This window comes from Streptomyces sp. NRRL F-4489, assembly GCF_001509485.1.
In the GTDB taxonomy this organism is placed as follows: domain Bacteria; phylum Actinomycetota; class Actinomycetes; order Streptomycetales; family Streptomycetaceae; genus Streptomyces.
Genome location: NZ_LLZI01000250.1, coordinates 21,316 through 41,296, shown reverse-complemented (window position 1 = coordinate 41,296; position 19,981 = coordinate 21,316). Strand labels below are relative to the sequence as shown.

The 19,981-nt window shown below is 73.1% G+C and carries 20 protein-coding genes; 8 read left to right on the top strand and 12 right to left on the bottom strand.

Annotation, left to right across the window (positions count from 1 at the left end; genetic code table 11):
- Positions 1-1,078 (top strand): ABC transporter permease subunit (locus ADL22_RS25195; protein ID WP_324615609.1); only part of this gene is annotated, 1,078 nt, incomplete at its 5' end.
- A gap of 42 nt (positions 1,079-1,120) precedes the next feature.
- Here ADL22_RS25195 and ADL22_RS25190 read toward each other — a convergent pair.
- Entirely contained in the window at positions 1,121-1,435 is a 315-nt protein-coding gene (locus ADL22_RS25190) for an ATP/GTP-binding protein (RefSeq protein ID WP_066984194.1), read from the bottom strand.
- Between the two features lie 200 nt (positions 1,436-1,635).
- On the opposite strand from ADL22_RS25190, the gene ADL22_RS25185 reads away from it, so the two are divergent.
- The gene (locus ADL22_RS25185; RefSeq protein WP_066984191.1) at positions 1,636-2,685 is read left to right on the top strand and encodes an LLM class flavin-dependent oxidoreductase; all 1,050 of its coding nucleotides are present in this window, start codon (positions 1,636-1,638) and stop codon (positions 2,683-2,685) included.
- A gap of 117 nt (positions 2,686-2,802) precedes the next feature.
- Here ADL22_RS25185 and ADL22_RS25180 read toward each other — a convergent pair whose 3' ends face one another.
- Positions 2,803-3,195: an SCO5389 family protein gene (locus tag ADL22_RS25180; protein ID WP_066984188.1), complete on the bottom strand. Its 393-nt coding sequence runs from the start codon at positions 3,193-3,195 to the stop codon at positions 2,803-2,805.
- Between the two features lie 253 nt (positions 3,196-3,448).
- Here ADL22_RS25180 and nucS point away from each other — a divergent pair, with 253 nt between their 5' ends.
- Positions 3,449-4,111, top strand: coding sequence for an endonuclease NucS (gene nucS / locus ADL22_RS25175; RefSeq protein ID WP_066984185.1), 663 nt, complete (start codon positions 3,449-3,451; stop codon positions 4,109-4,111).
- Positions 4,112-4,243: 132 nt separating this feature from the next.
- Here nucS and ADL22_RS25170 read toward each other — a convergent pair whose 3' ends face one another.
- From ADL22_RS25170 to ADL22_RS25155, 4 genes are all read right to left on the bottom strand, one after another.
- Positions 4,244-7,027, bottom strand: coding sequence for an ATP-binding protein (locus ADL22_RS25170; protein ID WP_066984182.1), 2,784 nt, complete (start codon positions 7,025-7,027; stop codon positions 4,244-4,246).
- A 309-nt stretch (positions 7,028-7,336) separates the two neighbouring features.
- Complete coding sequence (locus tag ADL22_RS25165) at positions 7,337-7,660, bottom strand: STAS domain-containing protein (RefSeq protein ID WP_066984179.1); 324 nt, start codon at positions 7,658-7,660, stop codon at positions 7,337-7,339.
- Between the two features lie 155 nt (positions 7,661-7,815).
- Positions 7,816-8,664, bottom strand: coding sequence for a 3-hydroxyacyl-CoA dehydrogenase family protein (locus tag ADL22_RS25160; protein WP_066984175.1), 849 nt, complete (start codon positions 8,662-8,664; stop codon positions 7,816-7,818).
- Between the two features lie 189 nt (positions 8,665-8,853).
- Positions 8,854-9,495 carry a TetR/AcrR family transcriptional regulator gene (locus tag ADL22_RS25155; RefSeq protein WP_066984173.1) on the bottom strand — a complete coding sequence of 214 codons (642 nt, stop codon included), beginning with the start codon at positions 9,493-9,495 and terminating at the stop codon, positions 8,854-8,856.
- 80 nt (positions 9,496-9,575) lie between these two features.
- On the opposite strand from ADL22_RS25155, the gene ADL22_RS25150 reads away from it, so the two are divergent.
- The 3 genes from ADL22_RS25150 to ADL22_RS25140 are packed head-to-tail and all read left to right on the top strand — an operon-like array spanning position 9,576 to position 11,704.
- A complete protein-coding gene (locus ADL22_RS25150; RefSeq protein ID WP_066984170.1) occupies positions 9,576-10,358 on the top strand; it encodes an ABC transporter ATP-binding protein in 783 nt (260 codons plus the stop codon).
- Positions 10,359-10,365: 7 nt separating this feature from the next.
- Positions 10,366-11,121 carry an ABC transporter permease gene (locus tag ADL22_RS25145; protein WP_066984167.1) on the top strand — a complete coding sequence of 252 codons (756 nt, stop codon included), beginning with the start codon at positions 10,366-10,368 and terminating at the stop codon, positions 11,119-11,121.
- Positions 11,122-11,131: 10 nt separating this feature from the next.
- Positions 11,132-11,704, top strand: coding sequence for a cob(I)yrinic acid a,c-diamide adenosyltransferase (locus tag ADL22_RS25140; RefSeq protein ID WP_066984164.1), 573 nt, complete (start codon positions 11,132-11,134; stop codon positions 11,702-11,704).
- A 22-nt stretch (positions 11,705-11,726) separates the two neighbouring features.
- Here the strand turns inward: ADL22_RS25140 and ADL22_RS25135 are convergent, their stop codons facing one another.
- On the bottom strand, positions 11,727-12,311 hold the full coding sequence (locus ADL22_RS25135; RefSeq protein ID WP_066984162.1) for a hypothetical protein: 585 nt from the start codon (positions 12,309-12,311) through the stop codon (positions 11,727-11,729).
- Positions 12,312-12,544: 233 nt separating this feature from the next.
- On the opposite strand from ADL22_RS25135, the gene ADL22_RS25130 reads away from it, so the two are divergent.
- Together ADL22_RS25130 and ADL22_RS25125 are read left to right on the top strand one after the other, a co-directional pair.
- Positions 12,545-13,774, top strand: coding sequence for a sensor histidine kinase (locus ADL22_RS25130; protein WP_066984159.1), 1,230 nt, complete (start codon positions 12,545-12,547; stop codon positions 13,772-13,774).
- Positions 13,771-14,460, top strand: a complete 690-nt coding sequence (locus ADL22_RS25125; RefSeq protein WP_066984155.1) for a response regulator — start codon at positions 13,771-13,773, stop codon at positions 14,458-14,460. The genes ADL22_RS25130 and ADL22_RS25125 overlap by 4 nt, the downstream gene beginning before the upstream one ends.
- Before the next feature lie 426 nt (positions 14,461-14,886).
- On the opposite strand, the gene ADL22_RS25120 is transcribed toward ADL22_RS25125, so the two are convergent.
- The 5 genes from ADL22_RS25120 to atpA form a co-directional block, all read right to left on the bottom strand.
- On the bottom strand, positions 14,887-15,330 hold the full coding sequence (locus tag ADL22_RS25120; protein ID WP_066984152.1) for a DUF2550 domain-containing protein: 444 nt from the start codon (positions 15,328-15,330) through the stop codon (positions 14,887-14,889).
- 143 nt (positions 15,331-15,473) lie between these two features.
- A complete protein-coding gene (locus ADL22_RS25115) occupies positions 15,474-15,857 on the bottom strand; it encodes a F0F1 ATP synthase subunit epsilon (RefSeq protein ID WP_066984149.1) in 384 nt (127 codons plus the stop codon).
- Between the two features lie 108 nt (positions 15,858-15,965).
- On the bottom strand, positions 15,966-17,420 hold the full coding sequence (gene atpD / locus ADL22_RS25110; protein WP_066984146.1) for a F0F1 ATP synthase subunit beta: 1,455 nt from the start codon (positions 17,418-17,420) through the stop codon (positions 15,966-15,968).
- Positions 17,421-17,425: 5 nt separating this feature from the next.
- Complete coding sequence (locus ADL22_RS25105) at positions 17,426-18,349, bottom strand: F0F1 ATP synthase subunit gamma (RefSeq protein WP_066984143.1); 924 nt, start codon at positions 18,347-18,349, stop codon at positions 17,426-17,428.
- Between the two features lie 20 nt (positions 18,350-18,369).
- Positions 18,370-19,959, bottom strand: coding sequence for a F0F1 ATP synthase subunit alpha (gene atpA, locus ADL22_RS25100; protein ID WP_066984141.1), 1,590 nt, complete (start codon positions 19,957-19,959; stop codon positions 18,370-18,372).
- Between the last annotated feature and the right edge of the window lie 22 nt (positions 19,960-19,981).

Sequence of the window (19,981 nt, the reverse complement as noted above, 5' to 3'; positions counted from 1 at the left end):
GCCCGCGCAGCCGCCCGCGGCCGGCGAGCCGGGCACGATGGCGCTCCAGGCGCAGCAGCCCGCCCCCGCCAAGGAGGCCGGCACGATGATGCTCCAGGCCCAGCCGCCGGCCGGCGGGCACCCCGAGCCGCGCCCGCTGGCCGCGCACGGCCCGGGCACCAAGGACCCCGGCACGATGATGCTGACCGTCCCCCAGGCCCCGCAGCCCCAGCCGCAGCCGCCGCACCAGCCCCCGGGCCCGGACCGGCAGCAGCCCCCCGCCGCCCCCAACTGGCAAGCGGGTCAGCCCACTTCACCCGGTTACGTCTCCCCCATCCCCCTCCGCCCCACCCACCTGGGCCACGCGCTGGCCGCCGAGTGGACCAAGATCCGTTCGGTGCGCTCCACGATGTGGACGCTCGGCGTGATGCTGCTGCTGAACCTCGGCATCGGGACGCTGACCACCCTCGCCCTGGGCTCCGAGCGCAAGGTCGCCCCGCTGCTCGCGATCGGCTTCGTCGGGGTGCTGCTGGGCAGCCTGTGCGTGATGACGCTGGGCGTGCTGTCGATCTCGTCCGAGTACGGCACCGGCCTCATCCGCACGACGCTGACCGCCTGCCCCGGCCGGGCCCGGGTGCTCACCGCCAAGGCCCTGGTGTTCTTCGGGCTGGCGCTGGCGCTGACCACGTTCGCCACGCTCGTCGTCGGACTGCTCGACTACGGCTACCTCAACGGCCCGGCGCCGACCGCCGACCAGTGGCTGCGCGGCACCCTCGGCGCCGGTCTGTACGTCGCGCTGCTGGGCCTGCTGGCGCTGGCCGTGGGCGCGCTGCTGCGGCACTCGGCGGGCGCCATCAGCGCGATGACGGGCCTGGTGCTGCTGCCGATGCTGCTGGCCCTCTTCCTCCAGGGCGAGTCGCTGCGGGACGTCCAGCACGCGATGATCGCGTACTCGGTGCCCAACGCGCTCGCGGCGCTGTACGACATCCCGTTCGTGGCGGACGGCCCGTCGGGCTGGGAGCCGGTGCTGATCCTGGCCGGGGTGACCGCGGTGGCCCTGGGCGGCGCCTACGCGGCACTGACCCGCCGCGACGTCTGACCGGATGTCCGCGGCGCACCACGCCGCTGCGGCACAACGCCCCTAATACCGGGGCGCGTTACGGGACCGCTGGAGTCGCGCGCTCCGGCGGTTCCGCGCGTTCCAGCACGCCCGGTGCCAGTGCCGGCGGTCGTCCACATCGCCGTAGCGCGGCCAGGTGACGACGTGCGGGACGCCCGGCGGGATCTCCTGGTCGCAGCCGGGGCAGCGGTAGTGCTTGACCGCGCCGGCGGAGCCGATCTGGCGGACCACCCAGTCCTCCCCGCGCCACTCCTCGGTGATCTCCAGACCGTAGCGGCCCGGCCCCGGGTGGTCGGCGGGCTGGGCACCGCGCTGGCGGTTTCGACGCGGGGACACGGACTCACCTCGGCAGGTCGACGGAGCGCAGGGCTCGGGGGAGGGCTGTCACCAGCGTACGCGGCGCGGTCAGGGACAAACGCCCGCCGTCACGTTTCTGCGATCATCTGGCAATTTCCCGTCAGGCCGTGCCCCGGGCAGATGTCACCCGTTGGTGCCGGGTGTGGGGGGTCGCGTCGGCTGCAAGGAGGCAGAGAGCGATGCGCGTTGGGGCTTTCATCCTGGCGGCCCAGTTCCCCGGTCAGGGGCAGGGCGAGGCACTGCACCGCGCGGTGCGCTCCGCGGAGGTGGCGGAGGAGGCCGGGCTGCACGAAGTGTGGCTCGCCGAGCACCACTTCGTCCCGTACGGCGTGTGCCCGCAGGCGGCGACGCTGGCCGCGCTGCTGCTGGGCCGGACGCGCCGGATCGGGGTGGGCACGGCGGTCAGCGTGCTGCCGACCCAGCATCCGGTCGCGCTCGGCGAGCAGGCGGCGCTGCTGCACCTGACGTCGGAGGGGCGGTTCACGCTCGGCGTCGGCCGCGGCGGCCCGTGGGTGGACCTGGAGGTCTTCGGCGCCGGTCTCGCGGCGTACGACCACGGCTTCCCGGAGGCGCTGGATCTGCTGCTGCGCTGGCTGCGCGAACCGCGGGTCGGGGCGCGCGGTGAGCGCTACGCCTTCCGGGAGGTGGCGGTGGTGCCGCGGGCGGCCGAGGCGCTGGCCGATCCGGACGATCCGCGCGGGCTGACCGCCGGCCCGCCGGTGGTGGTGGCGTGCACGTCCCCGGCGTCGGTGCGGCTGGCCGCCGCGCGCGGGCTGCCGATGCTGCTGGGCATGCACTGCGGCGACGAGGAGAAGGCGGAGATGGTCGCGCTGTGGCGGGCGGCGGCGCTGGACGCGGGCCGGGATCCCGGCGAGGTCGCGGCGGCGGAGCACGTCTCGGCCGGTGTGGTGCAGATCGCCGACGACCGGGACGCGGCGGTGGAGACGCTGACGAAGGCGATGCCCGGCTGGCTGCGGCAGGGGCTGGGCGCCCATGTCACCGTCGACGGCCGCTATCGGACGATGCGCGATCCGCTGGCGTACACCGAGCTGCTGTGCGGGCTGCATCCGGTGGGGACGCCAAAGCTGTGCGCGGACCGGCTGGCGGCGACGTCGGAGCGGACCGGCATCCGGCGCTTCGCGCTGCTGGTGGAGGGCTCGGGGGATCTGGCCGCCACCGAGGAGAACGTCCGGCGGCTGGGCGCGGAGGTCCTGCCGCGCCTGGGGTGACCCCGCCGGAGCGGGCGGCGGGGCGCGCGGGGTCCGGCACGGCTGGTCGGTGGTGCTGCCGCCGGCGCGCGCCCCCGGAGGGTGCCCCGGCGGACGGCTCAGCGGCAGCAACTCCGATCAGCAGTCGCGGAGTTCGGGCGACTGGTTCAGCAGCTGGCCGCGTATGGAGGTGAAACGGGCCAGCCGCTCGTCGGCGGCCGGGTCGTGCGGGAAGACCGCGACCCGGTGGCAGTTCTGGAAGGCGAGGCGCACACCGAAGTGACGCTCCAGCGAGCCGCGGATGGCGTCACTCGCCAGTGCGCGCAGCAGCTGGCCGCGCGCCTGCTCGTCCGGCGGCGGCGTCTGGTTGTCGGCGAACTCCCCGCCGTCCGCCTGCAGCCGGGCCACCAAAGAGCTGATCATCCCCCACGCGTAGGGCAGGGACGTCCGGACGCAGTCGACAAACGCGGCTTCGTCGACCTCGCCTCGCTCGGCCTGTTCGAGGAGGGCCGGTGAGACGTCGAGCGACATGAGGTTCTCCTCTCGCGGCCCCGCCGGGACGGTCGGGGCCTGACGGGATGGGACAAGGGGAATTCGCGACAGAGCGTGTCCGCCTCACGACCCCCCGCGTCAACCGTATGCCGCGCAAGGGGCCCGCACCAGGAGAATGCGGAGACAACCGGCCAAGGACGGGCGCCGGGGGTGCGGGGGTTTCCCCCGTAAAGGGCGGCCGGGCCAGGGGCGAATCGCGCCGACGGCCCTGGTTCGAGTAGCGTGGCGCACCATGCGTCTCGTCATCGCCCGCTGCTCCGTGGACTACGCGGGGCGGCTCACCGCTCATCTCCCCTCCGCCCCCCGCCTCATCCTCGTGAAGGCGGACGGCTCCGTCTCCATCCACGCGGACGACCGGGCCTACAAACCCCTCAACTGGATGTCGCCGCCCTGCTCCCTGAAGGAGGGCGACGGCAGCGTCTGGACGGTGGAGAACAAGGGCGGCGAGAAGCTCATCATCACCCTGGAGGAGATCCTGCACGACTCCTCGCACGAGCTCGGCGTGGACCCCGGACTCATCAAGGACGGGGTGGAGGCCCACCTCCAGGAACTGCTCGCCGACCGGATCGAGACACTCGGCGAGGGCTACTCGCTGATTCGGCGTGAATACCCCACCGCCATCGGGCCGGTGGATATCTTGTGCCGGGACGCCGATGGCCAGACCGTCGCCGTGGAGATCAAGCGGCGCGGGGAGATCGACGGTGTGGAGCAGCTCACCCGCTACCTCGAACTCCTCAACCGCGATCCGCACCTCGCCCCGGTGAAGGGCGTCTTCGCAGCTCAGGAGATCAAGCCGCAGGCGCGGGTGCTGGCCACCGACCGCGGTATCGGCTGCGTGGTGCTGGACTACGACGCGCTGCGCGGTATCGAGGACGACAAGCTGCGGCTGTTCTGACCGCCGCGCCCGGCCCCGCGACGACGGCCCGGTACGCCTCGTCCGCCTTCTTCGGCGGGCGGTGCGTACCGGGCCGTTGTGCTGAGGCTCCGGTGCCCCGTGCGGCGGGTGGGGCGCACGGGGCGTACGGGGTCAGGCGGTCGGGCTGCCCTGGCCGGAGGACGGCTGGCCGGATGACGGCTGGCCGGATGACGGCGGTGCGGTGTCCTGGCCGGTCCCGGCGTTCGGCGCCACCGCGGAGCTGGAGCCGGACGGGCTGCCGCCGGTGGACGAGCCGCCCGACGGCGAACCGCCCGTCGACGACCCGCCCGACGTCGAACCGCCCGACGACGAGCCGCCCGTGGACGAGCCGCCCGACGAGGTGCCCCCGGAGGAGGTCCCGCCGGAGGTCGGCGTCCCCCCGGTCGGCGTGCCGGTCGAGCCGGTCGGCTGCGGGTCGGTGGGCGACCCGGTCGGGCCGGGGCCCGTGGGCGTACCGGTCGGCGAGTGGGTGGGGCGGTGGGTCGGGCTGCCGGTGGGCGAGCCCGTCCCGCCGTCCGTGCCGGTCGGCCCGGTGGTGGGGTCGCTGGGGCTGCCGGTGCCGCTGGGGGCGCCGGTGGTGCCGGGGGCGGACGGCGAGGTGCTGGGCCGGTGGCCCGGGGTGCCGGGGGCGCCGGGCCGGGTGGTGCCGCCGGTGGGCGGCAGGCCGGGGCCGGTGCCGGGCTCCAGCGCCGGGTCCTGGGTGTCGCCGCCGGGCGTCGGGGAGTTGTCGGTGGTGACCTTGCCGTCGTGCGGGGCGGCGTCGCCGGAGGTCATGCCGAGGGTGACGACGGTGCCGACGACGGCGGCCAGCAGCACGCCGGCGCCGGCCGCGATGAGGTTGCGGCGGCTGGTGCGGCGGACCCCGGACCGTACGCCGCCGGCGCCGGGACGGGCCGCGGTGCCGGCCCGGGGACCGGCCGCGGGGGACGCGCCGGTGGCCGCGGCGGCCTTGGCGGCCGGGACGGCCGCGGTGGCGGCGGTGGCCCCCAGGGCCGCGCCCGCGGCGGGCGGCCGGGCGGTGACCGTGGTGGCCGGGCCCTCGGTGCCGGTGACGGCGGGGAGCTTGGTGGTCGAGACGGCGTCCGGCGACTGGGCACCGGCACCCGTCCCGGACTCGTCCGGCGTGCCCGGTCCGGCCGGGGCGACGGAGGAGAGCATGGTCGTCGGGGCGTCCGCCGAGGCGGCCCGGGCCCGGTCGATGACCAGGGCGAGGGCCCGCCGCCCGGCGACCGCGCCGTCCCGGTCGGAGAGCACCCCGCGCAGCCCGATGGACGCCTCCAGCTCCGCGCGCGCCCGGTCGACCTGCCCGCCGCACAGCGCCAGTACGCCCAGGTCGTGGTGGAAGTACGCCTCCTCGGCGACCTCCCCGGCGAGCCGGGCGGCCTCCTGGCCGTGCCGCAGGGCGCGCTCCCAGGCGCTCCAGTGCAGCGCAGCGGCGAACGCGGGCGCGGCGGTGCGGGCCAGCAGCACCGCGGCGGCCGGGTGGCCCTTTGCGCGGCTGCCGGTCAGCACGCTCATGGCGGCCAGCACCGCGTCGGACTCGGCGGCGGCCCGCTCCGGGGTGACCGAGGGGTGCCCGGCCCACCAGGCGTAGTGCTGGGCGGCGGTGTGCGCCCGCTCGGCGGCGTCGTCGCCGTAGCCGGCGGCGGCCAGCTGATCCCGTACGGTGCCGGCGAGCCGGTAGTGGCCGCCGGCCGGGCTGATCAGGCCGCAGCCGAGGAGTTCGCCGAGGGCGGCGTCGGCGTGGGTGTCCTGGGTGAGGGCGGGCAGATGCGTCTGGTGCGGGACCTCGCCGCCGAGGGCGACCGCGAAGCGGAGCGCCTCCTGGGCGGCGGTGCCGAGCCGGGCGGCGAGCAGCGGGGCGGGCGCGGCGGCCTCGCCGAGCTCCGGCAGCGGGCCCGCCTCGGCGCCGTCCGCGCCGTCCGGCCCCTCCGCGCCCTCCTCCGGGAAGAGCCCGTAGCCGTCGTCCAGGGCGCCGGGCGCGGTGCGGGCCCGGTCGCGCTGCCGGAGCAGCGCCGCGGCCTGGACGAACCGCAGCGGCCGCCCCTCGGACTCGAACCACAGGTCGGCGGCCCAGGACTTCTCGTCCTTGGTCAGCGGGCGCTCCACGGCCCGCTCCAGCAGCCGCGTCCCGGCCTCCCGGCTGATCCCGCCGAGGAAGACCTCCTCGACGTGCGCGTCGGCGCTGGGGGCCGGGACGTCGGGGGTGGCGGCGAGGAGGAAGGCGCACTCGGGGGTGGCGTCGAGGAGTTCGTCCAGCGCGGCGCCGCCGAACTCCAGGTCGTCCAGGACGACGACGGCGCCGATACCGCCGAGCAGGCGCAGCAGCTCGGGCCGGTCGGGGCGGTGCTGCGGGGCGCGGTAGACGGCGGCGAACAGCGCGTACAGGACGTCGGTGACGCCGCGGTGGTAGCCGGAGAGGCGGACCACGCCGTCCGGGGCGAGGCCGTCGAGCTGGCCGGCGACCTCGTCCAGCAGCCGGGTGCGGCCGGATCCGGCGGGGCCGGTGACGCGGACCGAGCGGCCGCGGGTGAGCAGCCGGACGAGCCGGGCGGTGTCCTCGGCGCGCTCTTCGAGGGGCAGTTCGTGGCCGGCGAAGGAGAGCGGTCCGGCCGGGGCCGGGGGCCGGGCGGCGCGGGCCGCGGCGGCGCGCTCCTCGGGGTCGCGCTTCTCCGGGCGGGCGGGGCGCTCCCCGGGCGGGCAGGGCTGTATCTCGCAGCCGTCGACGGGGTTGACGGTGACGAGGTAGTCGCCGGAGACCAGCCGGACGACCCGGGCGAGCCCGCCGGATCCGCCCTGCCGGCCGGCGGACCCGGCGGCGCCGGCGGCCGGCGGCCCGGCCGGGCCGTTCCGCTCGCCGTGCTCCTCGGGTCCCCGCTGGGTGTTCGGGTCCATGCTGCAAGCTCCCAGATGTGCGTGCCGTCGGTGCTTCCGGCCGTCCGCACTCCCCCGGCTCCGGCGGATCTTCCTCAGCCGTCGCGTCTGGTCCGGTGCCCCGCCGGGATGATGGCATACGGCGGGGAACCGAACCATAGACGGCGCCCCGCGGCGGGGCACCGGCGGGGTGGCACCTTGACGGAAACGCACCGGAATGAGGGAGATATCCGCTCCGCGGCATTCATCCCGCTGACCGCTGACGCCGCCCGGAAGCAGCCCCGGTCTCCGGACCCCGACCCGTCCCCGTACGCGAGCGGGCCCCGGCCCTCACACCCTCGGCAGCGACTCCGCCTCGATCCCGCCCTCGATCGCGAGGATGCGGTGGAGCCGGGTGGCGACCAGCAGGCGCTGCATCTGCGGCGGCACCCCGCGCAGCACCAGCCGGCGGTTGTTCCGCCCGGCCCGGCGGTGCGCGCCCATGATCACGCCGAGGCCGGTGGCGTCCCAGGAATCCAGCTCGGTCAGGTCCAGCACCAGATCACCGCGGCCGGAGTCCACCGCGGTGTGCAGGACCGTACGGGCGTCCGCCGCGCTGCGGACGTCGAGGCGCCCCCCGACGACCAGCTCGGCGTGGTCGCCCCTGATGTGCATATGCGCTCCCCGATGTCATGGGTTGTGGTGCATTGTCGTATACCGATCTGACTGCCTCTCATACGGCGAAGTTGCCGTCTGTAAGCGAACCGATACCGAAATCACCCGGCGGGGTGATCCCGCCGGGGTCCGGCGTTGACGCGGCGTCAGCGGTATCAGTGGGCGTAGAAGCCCTGCCCGCTCTTGCGGCCGATGTCCCCCGCGTCGACCATGCGGCGCATGATCTCCGGCGGCGCGAACTTCTCGTCCTGGGACTCGGTGTAGATGTTCTCGGTGGCGTGCAGCAGGATGTCCACGCCGGTCAGGTCGGCGGTGGCCAGCGGCCCCATCGCGTGGCCGAAGCCCAGCTTGCAGGCGGTGTCGATGTCCTCGGCGGTGGCCACCCCGGACTCGTAGAGCTTGGCGGCCTCGACCACGAGGGCGGAGATGAGCCGGGTGGTGACGAAGCCGGCCACGTCGCGGTTGACCACCACGCAGGTCTTGCCGACCGACTCGGCGAACTCCCGCGCGGTGGCGAGCGTTTCGTCGCTGGTCTTGTAGCCCCGGACCAGCTCGCACAGCTGCATCAGCGGTACGGGCGAGAAGAAGTGGGTGCCCACCACCCGCTCGGGCCGGGAGGTGGCCGCGGCGATCTTGGTGATCGGGATCGCGGAGGTGTTGGAGGCCAGCACCGCGTCGTCCTTGACGAGCTTGTCCAGCGTCCGGAAGATCTCCCGCTTCACCTCGATCTTCTCGAAGACCGCCTCCACGACGAGGTCCGCGTCGGCGGCGGCGTCCAGGTCGGTGGTGGTGGTGATGCGGGCCAGCGCCTGCTCGGCGGCGGACGCCTCCAGCTTGCCCTTGGCGACGAACTTCTCGTACGAGGCCGCGATACCGCCCTTGCCGCGGGCCAGCGCCTCGTCCGTGACGTCCCGGAGCACGACGTCCCAGCCCGCCTGGGCCGAGACCTGCGCGATCCCGGAACCCATGAGGCCGGCGCCGATGACGGCAAGCTTCTTTGCCACTGCTGTCCCCTCACACCCTGTGCATTTGACGGTCGGATGCGACGTTAGCGGTCGGCGGCGCCCGATTGGCGGCATAGAGATGCGCGTCACTCCGGCCTGTCGCGGGGCCGCCGGGCGCCCGACAAGGGCGTTCGGGGCGGGGCGCCCGCAGCCATGACGGACATCACACCGGCGCGGCCCGGGGGAGCGTCAGCCGGCCGCCCGCACCGCGTAGTTGAGGACCTTCCCACTGAGCAGCTCCTCCATGTCGTCCAGCAGGGCCAGCGCCTCGCGGGAGACCTCGCCGGGCTCGCGGCCGGCCATCATCTCCTGCGCGATGGCGGACATCAGGGTCTGGTGGACCCAGTTGATCTGGCCGGCCATCAGATGCGGCGCGGGGTCGTCCGGACCGGCGCCGGTCTCCTTGCGCAGGGTGTCCTCCAAGTTGACGTACTGCTCCTGCTGGAGGCGCCACAGGCTGGCCTGGAGGACGGCCGAGCCGTGGATGACGCGCATGAAGCGCTCGTAGCCCTCGAACAGGCCGACCTTGGGCGAGACGCAGGTCACCTCGTCGCGCAGCTCGCGCAGCACCGCGGCGGCCGCCGACTCCCCCTCGGCGCGGGCCCGCACGAAGCGCGAGAGCCGGTCGGCCATGCCCTTGCTCCGGTCGAAGAAGAGGTCTTCCTTGGCCGGGAAGTAGTTGTAGACGGTGTTGACGGAGACGTCCGCGGCCTGGGCGATCTCCGCGATGGTCACCGCGTCGAAGCCGCGCTCCAGGAACAGCCCGGTGGCCACGTCCGAGATGTACTGGCGGGTCTGCCGCTTCTTCCGCTCCCTGAGCCCCTCTGCCATGCCCTCAGCGTACCCCTCGCTGGACTCCCTGAACATTTGGGGGCATTGCAATTTTTCAATGGCTCTGTTTTTCTGGGGCCATGCCCGTCCTCAGCACGTCCGGCCTGGCCCGGACCTTCATGACGAAGAACGGCCCCGTCGAGGCCGTCCGCGGAATCGACCTCACCGTCCAACGCGGCGAGATCCTCGGCTTCCTCGGCCCCAACGGCGCCGGCAAGACCACCACCCTGCGGATGCTCACCACGCTGCTCGCGCCCACCGGCGGCAGCGCCACCGTCGCCGGGTGCGACCTGGTCCGCGACCCGGCCGGGGTGCGCCGCGCCACCGGCTACGTCGCCCAGTCCGGCGGCGTCGACCCGCATCTGACCGTCCACGAGGAACTGGCCACCCAGGGCCGCCTCTACCGCCTGACGCGGCCCCAGGCCCGCGAGCGCGCCGAGGAGCTGGCCGCCGCGCTCGGCCTGACCGGCCTCCTGGGCCGCCGGACCGCCGCGCTCTCCGGCGGCCAGCGGCGCCGGCTCGACATCGCCATGGGCCTGGTCCACCGCCCGCAGGTCCTCTTCCTCGACGAGCCGACCACCGGCCTCGACCCCGGCAGCCGCGCCGACCTGTGGGACCTCGTCCGCGACCTGCGCGCCACCCAGGGCACCACCGTGTTCCTGACCACCCACTACCTCGACGAGGCCGATGCGCTGGCCGACCGGCTGGTCATCGTCGACGGCGGCGTGGTCGCCGCCGAGGGCACCCCCGACGCCCTCAAACGCGCCCACGCCGGCTCCCCCGGCGCGTCCCTCCAGGACGCCTTCCTCGCCCTCACCGGCCGCACCCCCGCCCCGCGGGACGCCGCCCCGCTCGCCGTCTAGGAGACACATGTCCCCGCTGCTCGCCGACACCGCGCTGGTCTTCGGCCGCTACGCGCGCCAGACCCTGCGCTCCCGCCTCCAGATGCTCTTCGGCGTCCTGATGCCGCTGCTGTACCTGGTCTTCTTCGGCCCGCTGCTGACCCGGCTGCCGCTGTCCGCGCCGGGCACCTCCTGGCAGGTGCTGGTCCCCGGCCTACTGCTCCAACTCGCCCTGTTCGGCGCCTCGTTCTGCGGTTTCGGCCTCCTCGTCGAGAAGCAGTACGGGGTGGTGGAGCGGATGCGGGTGACACCGGTCAGCCGGCTCGCGCTGCTGCTGGGGCGGGTGCTGCGCGACGCGCTGCTCTTCGTCTTCCAGGCGGTGCTGCTGGTGCTGGCCGCGCTGGTGCTGGGGCTGCGCGCGCCGCTGGCCGGGATCCTCACCGGCCTGGCGTTCGTCGCCGTCCTGGCCGCCGCCCTGGCCTCGCTGTCGTACGCGCTGGCGCTGAAGGTGCGGCTGCCGCAGGAGTTCGGGCCGGTGATCAACGCGGTCACCATGCCGTCGATGCTGCTGTCCGGGCTGATGCTGCCGATGACCCTGGCCCCCGGCTGGCTCGACGCGCTCTCGCACGTGATGCCGCTGCGCTATCTCGTGGACGCGGTCCGGGCCGCGTTCACCGGGGACTACGGCTCCCCGGCGGTGCTCCGCGGCGCGCTGGTCGCGGCCGGTTTCGCGGCCCTGGCGATGGCGCTGGGGACCCGCGCCTTCCGGCGGTCCGCGGCGTAGTCTCGCCCGTATGGTGAATCTGACCCGCATCTACACCCGTACCGGCGACAAGGGCACCACCGCGCTCGGCGACATGAGCCGGACCGCCAAGACCGATTCCCGGATCGCGGCGTACGCGGACGCCAACGAGGCCAACGCGGCGATCGGCGTCGCGCTGGCGCTGGGCTCGCTGCCCGAGGAGGTCGCCGCGGTGCTGCTGCGGGTGCAGAACGACCTCTTCGACGTCGGCGCCGACCTCTCGACGCCCGTGGTGGCGGACCCGGAATTCCCGCCGCTGCGGGTCGAGCAGTCCTATATCGACAAGCTGGAGGCGGACTGCGACCGCTTCCTGGCCGGTCTGGAGAAGCTCCGCAGCTTCATCCTCCCCGGCGGCACGCCCGGCGCCGCCCTGCTCCACCAGGCGTGCACGGTCGTCCGCCGCGCCGAACGCTCCACCTGGGCGGCGATGGAGGAGCACGGCGAGACCATGAACCCGCTCACCGCCACCTACCTCAACCGCCTCTCCGACCTCCTGTTCATCCTCGCCCGGACGGCGAACAAGGAGGTCGGCGACGTCCTGTGGGTCCCCGGCGGCGAACGCTGACGCCGCCGGGGCCGCGCGGCATCTAGCGCAGCGACTTCTCCGCGGGCCGGGCCGGCGCCTCGTCCGGCGCGGTCCGGCCCCCGGGGTCCTTCTTCTGCCAGATCAGATACGTCAGCGCGATCACCCCGTGGATCATCACGATCTTCAGGCTCATCCCCTGCCACTGCCGCAGCGAGCTGGTGTCCCCGTCCTTCCCGACGTACCAGATCGCGCCCTGGAGCAGCGCCGAGCCCACCGCGGCCATCACCACCGTGCGCACCCACAGCTTGAGCTCGTGGACGAAGCGGGCCATGCCGTAGCGCTTGGCCGGGCGCGGACCGCCGGCGAAGCGGTGCGCGAAGTGCCCGTCGAACCACTTGATGGTGTAGTGGCCGTAGGCGACGGTGTAGCCGATGTAGAGGGCGGCCAGGCCGTGCTTCCAGTCCGCGGCGGCGCCGTTCTTCAGGTCGACCGCGGTGACGATCAGCAGCGCCAGCTCCAGCAGCGGCTCCAGCAGCAGCACCGCCGCGCCGGTCTTCGGCATCCGCGCCAGATAGCGCAGCGCCAGCCCGGCGACCAGCAGCACCCAGAAGCCGACCTCGCAGGCGATGATCAGCGTGACGACCACGGCATGTCTCCTTTCCCGCCGCCCGGCGTCCCGGACGGCCCGGGCTCCCGCCGCGCCGGACGGACTCTTCCAGCCTCCCAGCCGCCACCGCCCGCGGCCTCGTCACCGGCGACGATCCGGGCTGCATCTTTCGATGTAGCGGCCGGTGGGACCGGGGGCGGCCGGGCGGCCGCGACGTAGCCGGTTGCCCCGAGGTGGCGGCGTCCGGCGCCGGCGTTGTGTTTGATGGAGGGGTGAGCGCCCCCTCCCCCACCGCGCCCGGCCGGCCGCACCGCCTCGATGTCCTCATCGCCGGCGGCGGGCTGTCCGTGGGAGCGCTGCTGTGGGTGCTGGGCCTGCACGGCGGCCCGCCGCTCTTCGGCCTGCCCGCCGCGCTGACCCTGCTGGCGCTCACGGTGATGGCGATCGCCGAACTCCTGCGCCGTACCGCCCCGATGGCCGCGCTGGCCCTCGCGGTGCCGGCGCTGGCCCTGGACATCTGCACCGGCACGCTGGTCGCCACCGTCCTGATGTTCACCGACGTGGTCTACGCGGCGGTGCTCTACGGGCCGCCGGCCGCCGCCCGCCGCCTCCCGGTGCACTCGGCGCTGGTGACGGTGCTGGCCACGGTCGTGGCGGCGGCGGTCTGGCACAGTCCGCAGGTGGTGCTCGTCGGCATCGGCATCGCGCTGATCACCATGGCCCCGGCCTGGACGGGCGTGATCACCCGCAACCACCGGGACGCCGCGCAGACCGCCCGGCTGCGCGCCGAACAGACCGCGCTGCTGGCCGAGATGGACCGCACCCAGGCCATCGCCGGCGAACGCGCCCGGATGGCCAGGGAACTGCACGACCTGGTCGCCAACCACCTGTCCGCGATCGCCATCCACGCCACCGCCGCGCAGACCATCGACGACGCCTCCGCGACCCGGGCGGCGCTCGGCGTGATCCGCGAGAACAGCGTCCAGGGCCTGGCCGAGATGCGCCGCCTCATCGGCCTGCTGCGCGACCCGCAGGCCACCGCCGGCGACGAGCCCGCCGCCACACCGACGCTGGACGGCCTGGAGGCCCTGGTCGAACAGGCCCGCGCGAACGGCGCCGCCAGCGGCCTGGCCTTCACCCTGGACGACGCCCGGCGCCCGGCCGGACCGGGCGACCCGAAACCGCCCGCGCCGGTGGCGCTGGCCGCGTACCGCATCGTCCAGGAGTCGCTGACCAACGCCCTCAAGCACGCCGCGCCCGGCGAGGTCCGGGTGCGGCTCGCCGACGCGCCGGACGGGGCGCTCACCGTGACCGTCCGCAGCCCGTACGCCCACCGCCCGGGGCCGCGCGCCCCCGGCTCCGGCGCCGGGCTGGTCGGCATGCGGGAGCGGATCGCCCTGCTGGGCGGGGAGTTCGAGGCCGGCCCGGCACGCGGGCCGGACGGAAGAGTCTGGCTGGTCCGGGCAGCGCTGCCCGCCACCGGAGAGGAAGAACAACGATGACAGGTGCCGCCGGGCAGCCGATCCGGGTCCTCGTCGCCGAGGACCAGTCCGCCGTACGGGCCGGGCTGGTCCTCATCCTGCGCTCGGCCCCCGACATCGAGGTGGTCGGAGAGGCGGTGGACGGCGAGGAGGCCGTCCGCCTGGCCACCGCCTTACGCCCCGACCTCGTCCTGATGGACATTCAGATGCCGCGCCTCGACGGCGTCTCCGCCACCCGCCGCATCACCGAGGACGGACTCGCCGACGTCCTGATCCTGACCACCTTCGACCTCGACGAATACGTCTTCGGCGCCCTCCGCGCCGGCGCCGCCGGGTTCCTGCTGAAGGACAGCGACGCCGCGGCGCTCCTCACCGCCGTACGCACCGTGGCCGCCGGCGAGGGCCTGATCGCCCCCGCGGTGACCCGCCGCCTGATCGCCGAATTCGCCCGCCCCCGGACCACGGCCCGCCCGCCCCGCGACCGCACCGCACCCGACCCGTCCGTCCTGGACGCCCTCACCCCCCGCGAACGCGAGGTCCTCGGCTGCCTGGGCCAGGGCCTGTCCAACGCCGATATCGCCCTCCGCCTGGCGATGGCCGAAGCCACGGTCAAAACCCACGTCAGCCGCCTGCTCGCCAAACTCACCCTCCGCAGCCGCGTCCAGGCCGCCGTCCTCGCCCAGGAACTGAACGTGCCGGGACCGTAAACGCGGCCCCCCACCGCTCACATCGACCCAACCGGGCCCGCAACCCACCTGGGCCCGCAGCACGAACGGGCCCGCAGCCCACCTGGGCCCACAACGCACCCCGGCCCACAACCCACCCGGACCCGCAGCACGAACGGGCCCGCTACACGAGCGGGCCCCATCGCCCCCACGCACGTGAACACACCCCACCGCACGGACGTGCACACCCCCCACCGCGTGGGTAAAGGTCCGGCAGGGGCCACCGCTCCCCGTAGGGGCCGCCCGAACGCATCCCCTAGGGGCCCGAAGCGCCCCCTGCGGGGCCACAACGCGACAAGGGCGGCCGGCATTCCAGTGGCGCCAGTGATCAGTCAGTCAGCCACTCAACGACTCAACGACTCAACGACCAAGGATCACCACCCCGGCCGCCCGCTCAGGCGTCGGCCCTCAGGCCACATTCACCCGCTGCCCCGGGGGCGCGGCCTCCAGCCAGGCGAGGAAGCCGGTGAGGGCGTCCTCGCTCATGGCGAGTTCCACGCGGGTGCCGTCGTGGCCGCAGGCCAGGACGATGGAGTCGGAGAGCAGGGCGAGTTCCTCCTCGCCCTGGGGGGTGCGGCGCTCCAGGACCTCGATGGCGGAGCGCTCCAGCAGGCGGCGGGGCCGGGGCGCGTACGAGAAGACCCGGAACCACTCGATCCGGTCGCCGTTGTAGCGCGCCACGCCGTAGATCCAGCCCTTGCCGCTGGGCTCGTCCTCCGGCACGTTCCAGCGCAGGCTGCAGTCGAAGGTGCCGCCGGACCGCTGGATGAGCCGTCGCCTCAGTCCGAAGACGAACAGTCCCAGCAGCACCACCAGCACGACCGCGCCGCTCACAAGCAGAGCGAGGACCATCTCGACCGACCTCCTCGCCTCGGTGGGGTACCCCCGGACGCGAGCCCGGGGCGGGGAAACGCACCTGCATTGCCTCAGCCGCGGACCGCTCCGGAAGTCCGGGCAGCCCGCGGCTGAGGATCGATCTCGTCGGTGACGGGGCTCTAGTGAACGCCCGCCACCGCACGCAGCCGGACGTCGGCGCGGCGCTCGGCGGCCGCGTCGGCCTCCGACTTCGCCCGCTCCAGAGCCCGCTCCGCGCGCTGGACATCGATCTCGTCCGACAGTTCGGCGATCTCCGCGAGCAGAGACAGCTTGTTGTCGGCGAACGAGATGAAGCCGCCGTGCACCGCGGCGACGACCGTGCCGTCGCCGCTCTCGCCGGTCGTACGGATCGTCACCGGGCCCGACTGCAGCACGCCGAGCAGCGGCTGGTGTCCGGGCATGACGCCGATGTCGCCCGACGAGGTGCGCGCGACGACCAGGCTGGCCTCGCCGGACCAGACCTGCCGGTCCGCGGCGACCAACTCGACGTGCAGCTCAGCCACGATGGCTCCTCGGGTCTCCACCTGCCGGGTACGGCAGATGCTGGGTCAAATACTAGTGGTCGTACGGGCCGGGGACGGCCAGGGCCGCCCCCGGTCCGGGAGCACGGGTCAGGAGACGCCAAGCTCCTTGGCGTTCTTCTTGAGGTCCTCGAGACCACCGCACATGAAGAACGCCTGCTCCGGGAAGTGGTCGAACTCGCCGTCGGCGATCGCGTTGAACGCCGCGATCGACTCGTCCAGCGGCACGTCCGAGCCGTCGACACCGGTGAACTGCTTCGCCACGTGGGTGTTCTGCGACAGGAACCGCTCGATCCGGCGCGCGCGGTAGACCGTGAGCCGGTCCTCCTCGCTGAGCTCGTCCATACCCAGGATGGAGATGATGTCCTGGAGGTCCTTGTACTTCTGCAGGATCGACTTCACGCGCGAGGCGCAGTCGTAGTGCTCCTGCGAGATGTAGCGCGGGTCCAGGATCCGGGACGTGGAGTCCAGCGGGTCCACGGCCGGGTAGATGCCCTTCTCGGAGATCGGACGGGAGAGAACCGTCGTCGCGTCGAGGTGGGCGAAGGTGGTCGCCGGCGCCGGGTCGGTCAGGTCGTCCGCGGGGACGTAGATCGCCTGCATCGAGGTGATCGAGTGACCGCGGGTCGAGGTGATGCGCTCCTGGAGGAGGCCCATCTCGTCGGCGAGGTTCGGCTGGTAGCCCACCGCGGACGGCATGCGGCCGAGCAGGGTGGAGACCTCGGAACCGGCCTGCGTGAAGCGGAAGATGTTGTCGATGAAGAACAGCACGTCCTGCTTCTGGACGTCACGGAAGTACTCGGCCATGGTCAGGCCGGCCAGCGCGACGCGCAGACGGGTGCCCGGGGGCTCGTCCATCTGACCGAAGACCAGCGCGGTCTTGTCGATGACGCCCGAGTCGGTCATCTCCTCGATGAGGTCGTTGCCCTCACGGGTGCGCTCGCCGACACCGGCGAACACGGAGACACCGTCGTGGTTGTTGGCGACGCGGTAGATCATCTCCTGGATGAGCACCGTCTTGCCGACGCCGGCGCCGCCGAACAGACCGATCTTGCCGCCCTTGACGTACGGGGTCAGCAGGTCGATGACCTTGATGCCGGTCTCGAACATCTCGGTCTTCGACTCGAGCTGGTCGAAGGCCGGGGCCTTGCGGTGGATCGGCCAGCGCTCGGTGACCTCGGCGGCCGCCTCGGGCTTGTTGAGGATCTCGCCGAGGGTGTTGAACACCTTGCCCTTGGTGACGTCGCCGACGGGCACCGTGATGCCGTTGCCGGTGTCGGTCACCGCGGCCTGGCGCACCAGGCCGTCCGTGGGCTGCATGGAGATGGCGCGGACCAGGCCCTCGCCCAGGTGCTGGGCGACCTCCAGGGTCAGCGTCTTGTGCTTGCCCTTCTCGGCGGGGTCGATGACCTCGACGGTGAGGGCGTTGTAGATCTCCGGCATCGCGTCGACGGGGAACTCCACGTCGACGACCGGGCCGATGACCCGCGCGACGCGGCCAGTGGCCACGCCAGCAGGAGCGGTCGGCTCAACAGTGGTGGTCATAGTTGTCAGTCACTCCCCGCGGTCGCGTCGGCCAGCGCGGCACTGCCGCCGACGATCTCGCTGATTTCCTGGGTGATTTCGGCCTGGCGGGCCGCGTTGGCAAGCCGCGAGAGCGACTTGATGAGCTCTTCGGCGTTGTCGGTCGCCGACTTCATCGCACGCCGGGTGGCGGCGTGCTTGGAGGCGGCGGCCTGCAGCAGCGCGTTGTAGATCCGCGACTCCACGTACCGCGGCAGCAGGGCGTCGAGGACGTCCTCCGCCGACGGCTCGAAGTCGTAGAGCGGGAGGATCCCGCCCGCGGACTTCTCGCCGGACTCCGCGCCCTCGGCCGTGTCGAGGGACAGCGGCAGCAGGCGGTCGCCCAGCGCGTTCTGCGTCATCATCGAGATGAACTCGGTGTAGACGATGTGGAGTTCGTCCACGCCGCCGTCCGAGGTGTCCTTCTGGACGGCCTCGATCAGCGGTGCGGCGATCCTCTTGGCGTCGGCGTAGGTCGGGTTGTCGGTGAAGCCCGTCCACGACTCCACGACCTTGCGCTCGCGGAAGCTGTAGTAGGACACCCCCTTGCGGCCGACGATGTACGCGTCGACCTCCTTGCCCTCGGCCTTGAGCCGCTCGGTGAGCTGGTCCGCGGCCTTGATGACGTTGGAGGAGTAGGCGCCGGCCAGACCGCGGTCGCTCGTGATGAGCAGCAGCGCGGCCCGGGTCGGCTTCTCGGCCTCGGTCGTCAGCGGGTGGGCAGTGTTCGAACCCGTGGCAACCGCGGTCACCGCGCGGGTCAGTTCACTGGCGTACGGCGTCGATGCCGCCACCTGGCGCTGCGCCTTGACGACGCGCGAGGCGGCGATCATCTCCATCGCACGGGTGATCTTCTTGGTCGCGGAGACGGAGCGGATGCGACGCTTGTAGACCCGGAGCGTGGCTCCCATGGATCAGGTCCCTTCCGTCGTCACTTGGCGGTGGCCGGGGTGTCCTCGCCGAGCAGCTTGCCGTCCGAGGTCTCGAACTGCCGCTTGAAGGCGTCGACGGCGTCCGCGATGGCACCGATGGTGTCATCGGACATCTTGGCGCCCTCGCGGATGCTGGTCAGCAGGTCCTTCTTCTCCCGGTGGAGGTGGTCCAGGAGCTCCCGCTCGAAGCGGCGGATGTCCTCGACCGGGACGTCGTCCATCTTGCCGTTGGTGCCGGCCCAGATGGAGACGACCTGGTCCTCGGTGGCCATCGGGGCGTACTGCTCCTGCTTGAGCAGCTCGGTCATGCGCTTACCGCGCTCCAGCTGCTGCTTGGAGGCCGCGTCCAGGTCGGAACCGAAGGCGGCGAACGCCTCCAGCTCGCGGTACTGGGCGAGGTCGACGCGGAGCCGGCCGGAGACCTGGCGGATGGCCTTGTGCTGGGCCGAGCCGCCGACGCGGGAGACCGAGATACCGACGTTCAGCGCCGGACGCTGGTTGGCGTTGAACAGGTCCGACTCCAGGAAGCACTGGCCGTCGGTGATGGAGATGACGTTGGTCGGGATGAACGCCGAGACGTCGTTGGCCTTGGTCTCGACGATCGGCAGACCCGTCATCGAACCGGCGCCCATGTCGTCGGAGAGCTTGGCGCAGCGCTCCAGCAGACGCGAGTGCAGGTAGAAGACGTCGCCCGGGTACGCCTCGCGGCCCGGCGGGCGGCGCAGCAGCAGGGACACGGCGCGGTAGGCGTCGGCCTGCTTCGAGAGGTCGTCGAAGACGATCAGGACGTGCTTGCCCTGGTACATCCAGTGCTGGCCGATGGCCGAGCCGGTGTAGGGCGCGAGGTACTTGAAGCCCGCCGGGTCGGACGCCGGGGCGGCGACGATGGTGGTGTACTCCAGGGCGCCGGCCTCCTCCAGCGCGCCGCGGACGGACGCGATGGTGGAGCCCTTCTGGCCGATGGCGACGTAGATGCAGCGGACCTGCTTCTTGGGGTCGCCGGACCGCCAGTTGTCGCGCTGGTTGATGATCGTGTCGACGGCCAGCGCGGTCTTGCCGGTCTGGCGGTCGCCGATGATCAGCTGACGCTGGCCGCGGCCGATCGGGACCATGGTGTCGACGGCCTTGTAGCCGGTCTCCATGGGCTCGTGGACCGACTTGCGGACCATGACGCCGGGGGCCTGCAGCTCCAGGGCGCGGCGGCCCTCGGTCTCGATCTCGCCGAGACCGTCGATCGGGTTGCCCAGCGGGTCGACGACGCGGCCGAGGTAGCCCTCGCCCACGGCGACCGAGAGCACCTCACCGGTGCGCTGCACCGGCTGGCCCTGCTCGATGCCGCTGAACTCACCGAGGATGACCGCACCGATCTCGCGCTCTTCCAGGTTCAGCGCGAGACCGAGCGTGCCGTCCTCGAACTTCAGCAGTTCGTTCGCCATCGTCGAGGGAAGGCCCTCGACCTTCGCGATGCCGTCGCCGGCCTCGCTGACCGTCCCGACCTCTTCGCGCGAGGCCGCGTCCGGCTTGTACGCCTGGACGAAGTTCTCCAGTGCGTCCCGGATCTCCTCCGGCCGGATCGTGAGCTCCGCCATCTGGGTTCCCTGCTCTCCTTGT

What these genes read in the sequence shown, in the direction of transcription:
- nucS (WP_066984185.1), top strand. Translation starts at nt 3,449, where the DNA reads ATGCGTCTCGTCATCGCCCGCTGCTCCGTGGACTACGCGGGGCGGCTC.
- ADL22_RS25150 (WP_066984170.1), top strand. Translation starts at nt 9,576, where the DNA reads ATGCCCGTCCTCAGCACGTCCGGCCTGGCCCGGACCTTCATGACGAAG.
- ADL22_RS25170 (WP_066984182.1), bottom strand. Translation starts at nt 7,027, where the DNA reads ATGGACCCGAACACCCAGCGGGGACCCGAGGAGCACGGCGAGCGGAAC.
- ADL22_RS25155 (WP_066984173.1), bottom strand. Translation starts at nt 9,495, where the DNA reads ATGGCAGAGGGGCTCAGGGAGCGGAAGAAGCGGCAGACCCGCCAGTAC.
- ADL22_RS25120 (WP_066984152.1), bottom strand. Translation starts at nt 15,330, where the DNA reads ATGGTCCTCGCTCTGCTTGTGAGCGGCGCGGTCGTGCTGGTGGTGCTG.
- ADL22_RS25185 (WP_066984191.1), top strand. Translation starts at nt 1,636, where the DNA reads ATGCGCGTTGGGGCTTTCATCCTGGCGGCCCAGTTCCCCGGTCAGGGG.
- ADL22_RS25125 (WP_066984155.1), top strand. Translation starts at nt 13,771, where the DNA reads ATGACAGGTGCCGCCGGGCAGCCGATCCGGGTCCTCGTCGCCGAGGAC.
- ADL22_RS25105 (WP_066984143.1), bottom strand. Translation starts at nt 18,349, where the DNA reads ATGGGAGCCACGCTCCGGGTCTACAAGCGTCGCATCCGCTCCGTCTCC.
- ADL22_RS25140 (WP_066984164.1), top strand. Translation starts at nt 11,132, where the DNA reads ATGGTGAATCTGACCCGCATCTACACCCGTACCGGCGACAAGGGCACC.
- ADL22_RS25180 (WP_066984188.1), bottom strand. Translation starts at nt 3,195, where the DNA reads ATGTCGCTCGACGTCTCACCGGCCCTCCTCGAACAGGCCGAGCGAGGC.
- atpA (WP_066984141.1), bottom strand. Translation starts at nt 19,959, where the DNA reads ATGGCGGAGCTCACGATCCGGCCGGAGGAGATCCGGGACGCACTGGAG.
- ADL22_RS25165 (WP_066984179.1), bottom strand. Translation starts at nt 7,660, where the DNA reads ATGCACATCAGGGGCGACCACGCCGAGCTGGTCGTCGGGGGGCGCCTC.
- ADL22_RS25145 (WP_066984167.1), top strand. Translation starts at nt 10,366, where the DNA reads ATGTCCCCGCTGCTCGCCGACACCGCGCTGGTCTTCGGCCGCTACGCG.
- atpD (WP_066984146.1), bottom strand. Translation starts at nt 17,420, where the DNA reads ATGACCACCACTGTTGAGCCGACCGCTCCTGCTGGCGTGGCCACTGGC.